This is a genomic window from Pedobacter psychrophilus, assembly GCF_001652725.1.
Classification (GTDB): Bacteria; Bacteroidota; Bacteroidia; order Sphingobacteriales; family Sphingobacteriaceae; genus Pseudopedobacter; species Pseudopedobacter psychrophilus.
Window position 1 is genome coordinate 273,688 of sequence record NZ_LWHJ01000027.1, and the last position, 13,477, is coordinate 287,164.

11 protein-coding genes, 1 tRNA gene and 1 pseudogene are annotated in these 13,477 nt (G+C 32.3%); all 13 read left to right on the top strand.

Going from position 1 to position 13,477, the window contains the following annotated elements:
* Nucleotides 1-43: 43 nt before the first annotated feature.
* The 13 genes and pseudogenes from yiaK (at nucleotide 44) to A5893_RS09805 (ending at nucleotide 13,404) form a co-directional block, all read left to right on the top strand.
* Nucleotides 44-1,030 carry a 3-dehydro-L-gulonate 2-dehydrogenase gene (gene yiaK / locus A5893_RS09745; protein WP_068822373.1) on the top strand — a complete coding sequence of 329 codons (987 nt, stop codon included), beginning with the start codon at nucleotides 44-46 and terminating at the stop codon, nucleotides 1,028-1,030.
* Between the two features lie 52 nt (nucleotides 1,031-1,082).
* Nucleotides 1,083-3,125, top strand: coding sequence for a vWA domain-containing protein (locus A5893_RS09750; protein WP_068822374.1), 2,043 nt, complete (start codon nucleotides 1,083-1,085; stop codon nucleotides 3,123-3,125).
* Nucleotides 3,126-3,131: 6 nt separating this feature from the next.
* Nucleotides 3,132-4,391, top strand: a complete 1,260-nt coding sequence (locus A5893_RS09755; RefSeq protein WP_068822375.1) for a dihydroorotase — start codon at nucleotides 3,132-3,134, stop codon at nucleotides 4,389-4,391.
* Between the two features lie 17 nt (nucleotides 4,392-4,408).
* The gene (locus A5893_RS09760) at nucleotides 4,409-5,077 is read left to right on the top strand and encodes a hypothetical protein (protein ID WP_068822376.1); all 669 of its coding nucleotides are present in this window, start codon (nucleotides 4,409-4,411) and stop codon (nucleotides 5,075-5,077) included.
* A gap of 24 nt (nucleotides 5,078-5,101) precedes the next feature.
* Nucleotides 5,102-5,659, top strand: coding sequence for a DUF4199 domain-containing protein (locus A5893_RS09765; protein WP_068822377.1), 558 nt, complete (start codon nucleotides 5,102-5,104; stop codon nucleotides 5,657-5,659).
* A gap of 113 nt (nucleotides 5,660-5,772) precedes the next feature.
* Nucleotides 5,773-6,729 carry a glycosyltransferase family 2 protein gene (locus tag A5893_RS09770; protein ID WP_068822378.1) on the top strand — a complete coding sequence of 319 codons (957 nt, stop codon included), beginning with the start codon at nucleotides 5,773-5,775 and terminating at the stop codon, nucleotides 6,727-6,729.
* A 120-nt stretch (nucleotides 6,730-6,849) separates the two neighbouring features.
* Nucleotides 6,850-7,819 (top strand): annotated as a pseudogene (locus tag A5893_RS09775) (glycosyltransferase).
* 20 nt (nucleotides 7,820-7,839) lie between these two features.
* Nucleotides 7,840-8,592 (top strand): hypothetical protein, encoded by a 753-nt coding sequence (locus tag A5893_RS09780; RefSeq protein WP_068822379.1) that lies wholly within the window; start codon nucleotides 7,840-7,842, stop codon nucleotides 8,590-8,592.
* The gene (locus tag A5893_RS09785; RefSeq protein WP_068822380.1) at nucleotides 8,592-10,097 is read left to right on the top strand and encodes a GH3 auxin-responsive promoter family protein; all 1,506 of its coding nucleotides are present in this window, start codon (nucleotides 8,592-8,594) and stop codon (nucleotides 10,095-10,097) included. Before A5893_RS09780 ends, A5893_RS09785 begins: the two co-directional genes overlap by 1 nt.
* Nucleotides 10,098-10,166: 69 nt before the next feature.
* On the top strand, nucleotides 10,167-11,330 hold the full coding sequence (locus A5893_RS09790; protein WP_082911391.1) for a 1-deoxy-D-xylulose-5-phosphate reductoisomerase: 1,164 nt from the start codon (nucleotides 10,167-10,169) through the stop codon (nucleotides 11,328-11,330).
* 27 nt (nucleotides 11,331-11,357) lie between these two features.
* Entirely contained in the window at nucleotides 11,358-12,683 is a 1,326-nt protein-coding gene (rseP, locus tag A5893_RS09795) for an RIP metalloprotease RseP (protein ID WP_068822381.1), read from the top strand.
* 84 nt (nucleotides 12,684-12,767) lie between these two features.
* The gene (locus A5893_RS09800; protein WP_068822382.1) at nucleotides 12,768-13,298 is read left to right on the top strand and encodes an iron-sulfur cluster co-chaperone HscB C-terminal domain-containing protein; all 531 of its coding nucleotides are present in this window, start codon (nucleotides 12,768-12,770) and stop codon (nucleotides 13,296-13,298) included.
* A gap of 23 nt (nucleotides 13,299-13,321) precedes the next feature.
* Nucleotides 13,322-13,404, top strand: a tRNA-Leu gene (locus A5893_RS09805).
* Nucleotides 13,405-13,477: the final 73 nt, after the last annotated feature.

Sequence of the window (13,477 nt, forward strand, 5' to 3'; positions counted from 1 at the left end):
TTTAATTTATTTCAAAATAACTGCTTTTTAACTATCTACTATTATGCGCAAATCCTACCAAGAATTACATGCTGCTTTTAAAAAAGTATTGCTGAAATATCAGTTTACCACAGAAAAATCTAAATCGATAGCTACCATTTTTACCAACAATAGTAGAGATGGTGTTTATTCTCACGGTTTAAACCGATTTCCTGTTTTTATCGATTATCTTAAAAAAGGATTAATTGATAAAGATGCCGAACCCACTTTAGTAAATAGTTTTGGTGTAATTGAACAATGGGATGGAAATTTAGGTCCAGGAGTTTTAAATGCACAATTTGCAATGGATAGAGCGATAACTTTAGCTAAAGAAAAAGGTATGGCCTGTATTGCTTTGAAAAATACCAACCATTGGATGCGGGGCGGAACTTATGGTTGGCAAGCAGCAGAAGCGGATTGTATCGGAATTAACTTTACAAATACAATTGCAATTATGCCGCCTTGGGGCGCAGAAGAACCTGCTTTAGGAAATAATCCATTAGTAATTGCGGTACCAAAAAAAGAAGGACATATTGTTTTAGATATGGCCATGTCGCAATTTTCTTATGGTAAACTGCAAGAAAACGAGTTAAAAGGAAAAGAACTACCTTATTATGGCGGTTATGATGATGAAGGTAAAATTAGTAAAGACCCAAAAGCCATTAGGGAAACACAGAGGATTTTGCCTGCCGGAATGTGGAAAGGTTCTGGTTTATCCTTGATGTTGGATATTTTAGCAAGCATTTTAAGCGGTGGAAATACGACTGCCGCTGTTTCTAAATCAAAAAAAGAAACGGCTGTCTCTCAGATTTTCATTTGTTTTGATGCTAATAAATTAGAAGGTAAGGATAGCATAGTTGAGGAGATTTTAGAATTCACTAAATCGGTAAAACCAATTGAGGGTTCAAATATCCGTTATCCGGGAGAGGAAACTTTAAGAATTAGGAACGAAAATATGGAAAAAGGGATTCCGGTAGATGAAAAAATGTGGAATGATTTGATGAACTTATAAATTAAAAAATCCTTTTCCTAAAAATCGTTTCAAAGTTTTATATTTGAAAACAATGGGGTTTCTCTTTCCTGGGTTTCTTTTTGCCTTGCTTTTGATTGCCATTCCGGTAATCATCCACCTCTTCAATTTTAGAAAATTTAAAAAGGTTTACTTTACCAATGTTAAGTTTTTAAAAGACGCACAACTTCAAACTTCATCCACCCAAAAACTAAAAGAACGCCTAATTTTATTGAGTAGAATTTTAGCAATTATATTTTTGGTTTTAGCGTTTTCTCAACCTTATTTCAAAGACAAAACTGATAAAAAGACCTTTAAAAATGCTGTAATAAGTATTTATTTAGACAACTCATATTCTATGGAAGCCGTTAATAAAAACGGTTCTTTACTAGATGAAGCCAAAAGAAATGTTAAGGAGTTGGTTGATGCTTATTCTTTAAATGATAAATTTCAATTGTTTACCAACGATTTTAGCGGAAAACAACAACGTTTAATTACCAAAGAAGAACTGTTAGATGAGCTTAACGATATTAAAATATTACCAATTGGCAGGGATTATCAATCAATAATAAATAGACAGCAAAATTTTTTATTCAATGAGCAAAAGGTAAAGAGAGAAGCTTATCTCATTTCAGATTTTCAAAAACAAAATCAAGAATCGCTAAAAAAGGATACTTCAATAAGTTTTCATCTTATTCCGTTAATTGCTAACGATTTACCAAATATATCTGTAGATTCTGTTTATTTTTTATCGCCCTTTCATCAACCTAACCAAAAGGAAAATTTGGTTTATAAAGTCACTAACCATTCAGATAAAACTGCCGAAAATATTCCTGTAAAGCTAAATATCAATGGTTCACAAAAAGCAATTGCGAGTTTAAATATTAAACCAAATTGTTCCCAAACTGATACATTGATTTTTTCTGGCTTAACCGGAGGTTGGCAAAAAGCTTCCATAACTATAAAAGATTATCCCATTGTTTTTGATGATGTTTTAAATTTTACTTTCGAGGTTAAAAATCAAATCCCTGTTTTAGGGATTTTCGAAAATAATGCACAACAAAACATCAAGATTGCTTATCAAACCGATGCCTTTTTCAAGTTTACCGAGGTTGATTTATCGCAAATAAATTACAGCGGTTTAAGCAATCAGCAATTAATCATATTAGAAAATCTAAAGAGCATTTCATCGGGTTTAACCCAACAGTTAAAACAATATTTGGATAATGGAGGGAGTTTGTCGGTTTTTATTCCTTTAGAAGCAGATTTAAACAGCTATGAATCATTTTTTAAAATCATCGGGATAGATTATCCAACATCATTGGTTGCTCAAAATATAAAAGCCAAAAAGATAGATTTAACGCATCCTATTTTTACTGATATTTTTGAACAAACACCAAAAAATATAGATTTACCGGTTGCCAATAAATATTTCAACAGTTCTAACTTAACAAAAACCACCAAAGAAGTTTTAATTGCAGGGGAAGGAAATGAAGCTTTATTTGATGTTTTTAAAATAGGAAGTGGAAAAGCTTATGTTTCTTTTATTCCGATTGAAAAAGAAGCTTCCAACTTATCTCAACACGCTTTGTTTTTACCTATGCTTTTTAAAATGGCACTTTTAGCAGCCAAAGAGCAAAAATTATTTTATACAATTGGTAAAGATCAAGAAGTAGAAATTCCAAACTTCAATATCCCTGAAAATCAAAATATTATCATTAAAAATAAAGAGATAGAAGTTATCCCAGAGTTGATAAAAAAACCATCAGAAACGATGCTTTATTTTGCTGATCAACTTAATAAGCAGGGAATTTATGAGGTACTATTGAAAGATAGTTTATTAGCTTCTTTTGCTTTAAACGAGGATAGGAGAGAATCAGAATTGAAATTTTACAATAGGGATGAATTATCAAAGATATTTGGTGTTTCGGATAAAAACATTTTAAAAACTAATGCTCAAACTTTAGCCAAACAAATAGAAACCTCAAATTTTGGTGTTAGTTTATGGAAACTTTGTATAATTTTAACCATCTTGTTTTTATTGATGGAAATTTTATTGATTAGATTTTTTAAAAATAAAAACCTTAGTGCAGCATAATTGAAAATGAGTAAATCAATCCTAATTAAATCTTGTAAAATTATCGATCCAAATTCTTCGTTTAACCAACAAGTTGTTAATGTTTTAATTGAAGATGGGAAAATCTCTAAAATTGATAAGAATTTAAGTTTTGATGGGGAAAGTGTTGATGGAAAAGGAAAATTTTTAGCGCCAGGCTTTTTTGATATGAACGTGAGTTTTGGAGAACCAGGTTTAGAAACAAAAGAAGATTTTGTGACTGGAAGCAAAGCTGCAATGGCTGGTGGTTTTACAGGTTTAGCAATTATGCCTCACAATTCACCCACAACCGATTCTAAATCTCAAGTAGAATTTTTAATCAATAAGGCAAAAGGAAATTTGGTTGATATTTATCCTTATGGATGTGTTTCTCAAAAGCGGGAAGGAAAAGATTTAGCCGAACTTTTTGATATGAAAAATTCGGGAGCGATTGCTTTTACAGATGGTGATAAACCAATCCAGGATGCTGGATTAATGGAAAGAGCTTTACTTTATGCTAAAGGTTTTGATGCTTTGATTTTATCTTTTCCAGAAGATGAATCTATCGCCGGAAAGGCAAAAATGAATGAAGGCGCCATGAGTACGCTTCTAGGAATGAAAGGCATCCCTAATTTGGCTGAAGAATTGATGGTGGTGAGAGATTTATATTTAGCAGAATACACCGAATCTAAAGTCCATTTTTCTACTATTTCTACAGCACATTCGGTAGAATTGATAAAAGCAGCTAAGAAAAAAGGCTTAAAAGTTACCTGCGATGCTGCGGCTCATCATTTGGTATTAACCGATGAAGCAGTTTCAGATTTTGATAGTAATTATAAAGTTAAACCACCTTTACGCATCGATAAAGATGTTAAAGCCTTAATAAAAGGTTTAAAAGAAGGTATAATTGACGCTGTTGTTTCTCAACATAAACCTCAGGAAATAGAGTTTAAACAAGTCGAGTTTGAAATTGCCCATTATGGCATTATTGGTTTGCAAACTGTTTTACCTTTAATGTTAAAAGCAGGATTAACTCCAGAAGAAATTGTAGAGAAACTGAGTCTCAAACCAAGAGAGATTTTAGAAATCACAATCCCGAAAATTGAAGAGAATGAAAAAGCAAATTTGGTTTTATTTAATGAGGATGAATGGGATTATAATGAGGATACAAACTATTCAAAATCAGCAAATACACCATTTTTGAATCAACAATTAAAAGGAAAAATTTGGCTAACTTGTAATAATAATCAACTTTTTGAATCTAATTAATTACTATCTTAAATAATATGGATAATAAAGTAAAAAATGCACTAGAAAGTTTGTTTAATACTTTCACTGCTTTAGAAAACGTATCTGGGCAACAAGAGCTTAGTAAATTAAATCAACTTTTTAATGGTGATGAAGACTTTATGACCAAGCTAATGCTGATGGATCAAGTTTTTGATGACGCACCAAAATTGGATGCTTTGCGAGAAGTTACTTTTGATTTATTGCTGATCAATTTCTTTGCAGAGGATACTAAAAAATTGGATGAAGATTATCTAGACTCACCAGAATGGGAGAAAATTGAGGAAGAAACTTTAGATAGGGGAACAGAATTATTAAATCTGTTACTTTACTTAAATGAGTGTGACGATGAAGATATAGAACCTTCTTTAGATGATTATTTAAAAGAGTTTTTATTGGTTGAAGAAGACGAATTTCAGGACGAACATAGAATCTATGAAGAAGTAATTGCTAACCAAATGTTAATGGAGAGCAACATAGAAGAAATTGCAAGGGTTTCAAAAAGTTTAGATGAGGAATCTGAAATTAGAGAAATATTTTATCCGATGATGGCTTTCTTTTATGATACGCAACCTTCTGATGCAGATATTAAAAAAATTAAAGATTTAAGTGAAGACCCAGCCTTTGATGCAGCTATTTTATCTTTAATTTTAACATTTAATCAATAAAATTATCAAACCTTAAACAAAAAAATGGAAACTCTAAACAAAAATGCAATCAACAATGGGATCATCATCGCTGTGATAACCATTGCAATTCAATTACTAACTTATTATGCTGCACCAGCATTATTGGGAGCCACATGGTTTGGCATCGCAACCGGACTTATTGTCTTGGTCGTTTACATTTTATTCACTATAGATTTAAGAAAAAAAATTGGAGGTTTTTGGTCGTTTAAACAGGCTTTAACCGGTATTTTTATCATGTCATTAGTTGCAAATGTAGTATCAAGTGTATTTAATTTTGTTTTCTACAAATTTGTAGAGCCAGACGCTTATGAAAAAGTTAAAGGTTATGTAACCGATGGTTTAACTGCAACTTTTGAAAAAATGGGAATGAGTGGCGATGCAATGGATGAAGCTGTAGAGAAGGCTACAGAAAGTTTAAAATCTCAATATCAGCCTAGCCCTTTAGATTTCTTAAAAAACATTGCAATTGCAATTTTAATAGGTTTTGTATTATCATTGATTTTTGCAGCAATCTTTAAAAGAAATCCTCCTATGTTTGCACCAGTAGAAGAGGCAGAATAGTACAAATTTTCTATATTTGATAAAATTATAAAAACGCTTTATGTTAAACATTTAGCGTTTTTTTATTTTTAAAATTGCTCTTGGCTTTTGCCTCTAGCTTTAAGCCTTATAAAATGGATATTTCTATAATAGTACCGGCATATAATGAAGTAGAATCTTTACCAGAACTAACCGATTGGATAAGGAAAGTGATGCAGGAAAGATCTTTTTCTTACGAGATTTTAATAATTGATGATGGCAGTAATGATGGTACTTTTGATAAAATTGAAGATCTACACCAAAGCCACGCTGCTATTAAAGGCATAAAATTCAGGCGTAACTATGGTAAATCAGCAGCTTTAAATGTGGGGTTTGCAGCAGCCCAAGGTGATGTGATTATTACAATGGATGCAGATTTGCAAGACTCGCCAGATGAAATTCCCGAGCTATATCGAAGAATTAAAGAAGAGAAACTGGATTTAATTTCTGGTTGGAAAAAGAAACGTTACGATCCTTTAAGTAAAACCATTCCTACAAAATTTTTTAACGCTGCTACCAGAAAGATGTCTGGAATTAATAATCTTCACGATTTTAATTGCGGTTTAAAAGCTTATCGAAAAGAAGTTGTTAAGAATATTGAAGTTTATGGCGAAATGCACCGATACATTCCTGTATTGGCAAAATGGGCGGGTTTTCATAAGATAGAAGAACAAATTGTAGAGCATAGAGCAAGAAAATACGGAACTACAAAATTTGGTTTTAGTCGATTTATAAATGGATTTCTAGATTTACTGTCCATATTTTTTGTAGGCAAATTTGGTAAAAGACCAATGCACTTTTTTGGTACAATGGGTGTTTTAAGTTTTTTAATAGGTACCATCATGGCGCTTTGGATCATCGGCGAAAAGCTTTACCATATTGCAGCTCACATTAAATTAGAAAGAGAAGTTACGGATCAGCCTTTATTTTATATTGCTTTGGTAGCGGTAATTTTAGGCAGTCAATTGTTCTTAACGGGTTTTGTAGCTGAGTTGGTTTCAAGAAATTCTGTTAATAGAAACAACTATCAGATAGAGAAAGAGGTTTTATAGTAAAATGAGTTCATTGTTTATTAGGAGTATGTTAATGATATTTAGTTCAAATAGTTTTTAATTCATTATTTCACCGATTCAATAATTCTATCATTCAATAATTTCATCATTAGAAAATAAATGTTTTTCTCTATCATCATTCCTTTATACAATCGTCCACAAGAAATAATGGAGCTTTTATCCACTTTGGTAAAACAAACCTATACCGCTTTTGAGGTTTTAATTATTGAGGATGGTTCTAAAAATGATGCAAAAGAAGTTGTAGATTCCTTTAAAAACGATTTAGATATTCATTATTATTTTAAACAAAATGAAGGTCAAGGTTTTGCCCGTAATTTAGGTTTTGAAAAAGCAAAAGGAAATAATTTTATCATTTTTGATTCTGATTGTTTAATTCCATCTAATTATTTAGAAAACGTAAAAAATCATCTTTATAATACTCATTTAGACGCTTTTGGAGGTCCTGATGATGCTCATGCTTCTTTTACACCAATCCAAAAAGCCATCAGTATTCCATGACCTCTGTTTTTACCACAGGCGGAATAAGAGGAAAATCTAATAATGCTGGAGGACAGTTTCACCCAAGAAGTTTTAATATGGGTTTATCCCGAAAAGTTTGGGAAAAAGTTGGGGGGTTTGTCATTACAAGATTAGGAGAGGATATTGAATATTCTATTCGGATTCATAACGCAGGTTTTAAAATTGGTTTAATTCCTGATGCAAAGTTTTTCATAAAAGGCGAACCAGCTTTAAGCAATTCTGGAAACAGCTTCATTTTTTTGGTCGGGCTAGAATTAACATTACCACCTTTTATCCTAAAACTTTAAAGGCAGTTCATTTTTTTCCTGCAATTTTCACTTTGGGTTTAATCTTTACGTTGGTAGCCAATATATTAGGATGGTCAATTGCAATTATTTGCAATCTAATCCTATCAATTTATTTATTGTTAATATTTTTTGATGCATGGTCTAAAAATAAATCAATAAAAGTTGCATTTTTAAGCATCTTTGCAGCGATTATCCAACTAACTGCTTATGGCTTTGGTTTTATGCAAGATTTTTGGAAAAAATTAATTTTAAAAAATAAATAAAAGCTTTTTTGCTTTATAAAATGGAGAATTCTTTTTCGATTATAGATATTTTAGAAACTTCTTGGGAAATCACCAAAAAGAATTTTTTATTAATTATTGGTTATTCATTGGTGGCTTTTGTTGCGCTTGCTATCGTTCAGTTTATATATTTGGGCTTGGCAACCTCCCAAAATGTAATATTAAGTACAGTTGGTTTTTTTGCTTTTTTGATTATCAACAGTATGGCAAACTTGGGTTTTTATAAGCTCATTTTTAGATTAATTGATGAAGAAGAGGAAGATTTTTCTGTAAAAAAGGTAATCCCTTCCTGGAAAAACATACTTAGTTTCGTAAGCATAACACTTCTCTTAGGTGTAATTGTAGCCACTTTCACTCTAATTTACACCCAACTTTTAAAGAACGGCTCATTTGCAGATTTTGTAGAAATAATAAAGAATAATCCAATATACTTTGAGTCGCTTGCTGTCTTCGCATTTATTTTATTGTTATTAGCTACCATGCGTTTCATGTTTTTTCCTTGCTTTATAGTGGATGATGATTCTACAGGATTCGAATCTTTAAGACAAAGTAAGGCTTTAACACATGATAATTTAATGAAAATTATGGTGGTTTTGGCCATGGTTGTTGGGTTTATAGCTTTAGGTTTTTTAGCCTTAGGGATAGGTATTATTGTAACCTACCCTTTCACAAATGTAATATTGGTTGTTACCTATCGTCGTTTAGTTAATAGTTACATTAGTGAACATCCCGAGGAGAAAAAAGTAGGATTATAATGGGATTAAAAGCATTTTTAAGCAAGATATACGCTGCTTATTCTGTAAGTCAAATGGACAAATGGAAATTAGATGGTGTAATATATCAAGCAAAAACGCTTAAATATCTTATCCAAAAGGCAAACCATACAAACTTCGGTAAGGATCATAATTTTTCAAAGATTAAATCCTATCAGGATTTTAAAGAACACGTTCCAGTTTGCGATTATGAGGATTTAAAGCCTTACATTGATAAAATAATTAAAGGTGAAAATGATATTTTGTGGCCAGGTAAACCTCAATATCTAGCAAAAACTTCCGGAACCACATCGGGAGTAAAATATATCCCTATTTCAAAAGAATCAATGCCTCAACATATTAAGGCTGCCAAAAACGCTTTACTTTCTTATATTCATGAAACTGGCAAAGCCGATTTTGTAGATGGCAAAATCATTTTTTTACAGGGTAGTCCTGTAATGGAAAAGAAAGCAGGAATTTCCTTTGGGCGTTTGTCAGGAATTGTAGCAAATCATGTCCCTGCATATCTTCAAAAAAATAGACTACCAAGTTATGAAGTAAATTGTATTGAGGATTGGGAGACTAAAGTTGATGCGATCGTAAATCAAACCATGAATGAGGATATGCGTCTGATTTCTGGAATTCCGCCTTGGTGTCAAATGTATTTTGATAGGCTCTTGACAAAAACAGGGAAACCAAAAATCAGAGATGTATTTCCAAATTTTAAACTTTTTGTTTACGGTGGTGTTAATTATGAACCATACAGGGCAAGATTAGAAGAAAGTTTGGGATTTAAAATCGATAGTATTGAAACTTATCCTGCATCAGAGGGTTTTATAGCTTTTCAGGATAGTCAGGAAGATAAATCGTTATTACTTTTAGTTGATGCTGGTATTTTTTATGAGTTTATCCCAACAAATGAATTTTTTGATGAAAAGCCAACTCGTTTGTCTTTAGGGGAAATAGAATTGAATAAAAATTATGCAATTATTTTAAATACTTCTGCTGGTTTGTGGGGATATTCTTTAGGTGATACCGTGAAGTTCGTTTCAAAAAATCCTTATAAAATATTGGTAACCGGACGCATAAAGCACTATATATCAGCATTTGGCGAGCATGTAATTGGAGAAGAAGTTGAGCAAGCTTTGCTAATGGTAGCAAAAGAACAAAATTTAGAGATTACAGAATTTACAGTTGCACCACAGGTCAATCCTCCAAAAGGGGAATTACCTTATCATGAATGGTTTGTAGAATTTTCAGAAGTCCCAAAAGATTTAAATCAGTTTGCGTTAAAAGTTGATTCGGTTTTACAACAAAAAAATATATATTACAAAGACTTAATAGGAGGGAAAGTATTGCAGCCTTTAATCATAAGACCATTAAAACTAGCTTCTTTTATAAATTTAATGAGAACAGAAGGTAAATTGGGTGGACAAAATAAAGTTCCTCGTTTAGCTAATGACCGTATTCTTGCCGATAAATTAGAACAATACATTATTAAAAAGTAAAAAGTAAAAAGTAAAAAGTAAAAAGTTTGGACTAACAACCAAACCAACTATCACCTAACCAAAAACTAATTGCATCAACAAATTAAAAATATCGCCATTTTAGGCTCAACAGGAAGTATCGGGACACAAGCTTTAGAAGTGATAGAAGCTAACCCTGCATTATTTCAGGTTTCTGTTTTAACAGCACAATCAAACGTAGATTTATTAATAGCGCAAGCTTTAAAATTTAGTCCTAAGATTGTAGTTATTGGCGATGAAAGTAAATATCAAATTTTAAAGGCAGCATTAAAAATCACTTCTATTGAAGTTAAAGCGGGTATTGAGGCACTTGTTGAAGTGGTGGTCTTACCAGAGTTAGAAACTGTTTTAACTGCATTGGTTGGTTTTGCAGGTTTAAAGCCAACAATCGCTGCCATTAAGGCAGGCAAGCATATCGCGTTAGCAAATAAAGAAACCTTAGTAGTTGCTGGCGAACTAATTACAGCTTTAGCAAAACAATATAATGTCAATATTTTACCCGTAGATTCCGAGCATTCTGCTATTTTTCAATGCCTTACCGGCGAGATAAATCCAATAGAAAAAATATATTTAACAGCTTCTGGAGGTCCGTTTAGAGGAAAAAACATCGAATTTTTATCGGAGGTAACTAAGCAACAAGCTTTAAGACATCCAAATTGGGTAATGGGAGCAAAAATCACTATAGATTCTGCCTCACTCATGAATAAGGGATTAGAGGTGATAGAAGCTAAGTGGCTTTTTAATTTAGATGTCAAACAAATTGATGTCATTGTTCATCCACAATCTATTATTCATTCTATCGTTCAATTCGAAGACGGTTCTATGAAAGCTCAAATGGGTTTACCCGATATGAAATTGCCCATTCAGTATGCATTGGCTTATCCAAATCGGATAAAAAACGATCTTAAAAGATTTAACTTTTTAGATTATCCATCGTTAACTTTTGAGCAGGCTGACATGAAGACATTTAGAAACCTGGCTTTGGCATTTGTAGCTTTAGAAAAAGCGGGAAATATGCCATGTATTGTAAATGCGGCTAATGAGGTAGTGGTGGCAGAATTTTTGAACGAGCGAATTGGTTTTTTACAAATGAGCGAAGTGATAGAAACCTGTATGGCAAAACTCGATTTTATGAAAACCCCATCATTTGAGGATTATTTTGAAACCGATAAACAAACCCGCATTTTTGCGAAACAATTAGTAACAAATATTTAATTTAAAAATCAAACAAATAAAATATAAATGGATGTATTAGTGATGATTGCCCAGTTAATTTTAGGGCTTTCAATTTTGATAGTGCTACACGAGTTAGGTCATTTTTTAACTGCAAGGGCGTTTGGTATTAAAGTAGAGAAGTTTTATCTGTTTTTTGATGCTTGGGGATTTAAACTTTTCAGCATAAAATATAAGGATTGCGAATATGGAATAGGTTGGTTGCCTTTAGGAGGATATGTTAAAATTGCGGGGATGATAGATGAATCTATGGATACCGAAGCATTAGAAGCACCAATACAGCCCTGGGAATTTAGGGCAAAACCAGCTTGGCAGCGATTAATAGTAATGTTAGGTGGTGTTACCGTTAATGTAATCCTCGGTATTTTCATATTTTGGATGCTTACTTTTAAATACGGAGAAACATATTTGCCAAATCAACAACTACAATATGGTATTGCTCCAGGAATTGTGGGGCAACAGGTTGGTTTAAAACCAGGAGATAAAGTTACAGAGATAAATGGTAAACCTGTTGTTCGATTTGATGAAATTCGAAGTTCTGATGTACTTTTAGGTAACTCTAACTTAACAGTTTTAAGAGACGGCCAATCACAACAAGTTGTAATCCCAGCAAACATCTTAAACACTGTTTCTGATTATGGAATTGATGAATTTGTTGCTCCAAGATTAAAATCAAAAATAGGAGAAATAAGTATCGGAAGTGCGGCCGATAAAGCAGGACTAAAGAAAGGGGATCAAATAATAGCAGCAAATGGTCAAAAAGCTATATTTAGTGACGAACTAAGAAATATTTTAGTTAAGAACAAAAACAAAACCTTACAGATTTCTTATTTAAGGGGTAATGATAGCCTAACAACTCCAATAAAGGCATCAGCGGATGGCACTTTAGGTTTTTATTTCGATACACAAACATTAAAGACAGAAACAAAAGACTTTACATTTTTTGCAGCTTTACCAGAAGGAGCTTCAAAAGCTTGGGGTTCTTTAACAGATAATGCAAAAGGATTAAGCAAAGTAGTTAAAGGAGAGGTTAAGGCAACTAAAGCATTTTCTGGACCAGTTGAAATTGCTCGAAAATTATACGGAGGAACCTGGGATTGGATAAAATTTTGGAGTATTACAGGTTTACTTTCTATGGCTTTAGCATTAATGAATCTATTACCGATACCTGCTTTAGATGGTGGTCATGCAGTATTTCTGCTGATTGAAATGATAAAAGGAAAGCCTTTAAGCGATAAATTTATGGAAAGGGCACAAATAGTTGGTTTTGTTATATTAGCAACATTAATGGTATTTGTTTTAGGTAATGATATATTTAAAGCATTCACCAAATAGGTTGAAATCTTAAAGCCGAAGGCAGAAAGCTCTTATTTGAGTTATAGCTTGCAGCTTTAAACGTTTGGCTTTCAGCTTCAAAAAATGGACTATTTCAAATTTTACGATATACCTCTAACTTTTAATCCCGATAAAACATTGGTGAAGAAAAAGTTTTATGAGTTAAGTAAAAAGTATCATCCTGATTTTTATATCAACGAATCTGAAGTTAAACAAGATGAGATTTTAGGATTTTCTACTCTAAACAATAAAGCTTTTCAAACGCTCTCAAATTCTGATAAATTAATTCCTTACATCTTAGAACTTGAAGGCGTATTAGAGGAAGGAGAAAAGTATCAGCTTCCTCAAAGTTTTTTAGTGGAAATGATGGATGTAAATGAGGCCATCATGGATTTAGAATTTGATGAAAATGCCGATAAATTGGTAGAAGTAAAATCTATTATTGAAGATTTTGAAAATAGTTTAAATATAAAATTACAATCTTTAACTGCTGATTTTGAACAATATGAGGAAAGTAAAAAGTCTGAAGTATTAAATCAGATTAAAGATATTTGGTACAGAAAGAAATATTTGTTGCGAATACGGGAATCAATTAATAAGTTTGCATCCCGTTAACAAGCTAATGTTTGTTAAAATATGCTCGGCTGGCGGAACTGGTAGACGCGTCGGTCTCAAACACCGATAGGAAACTGTGCCGGTTCGATTCCGGCGCCGAGTACCAAGGCCATCATATAATTAACAAAGGATTTAAAATCCTTTGTTAATTGGCTTAAATAACTATTTTCCAGACTCCT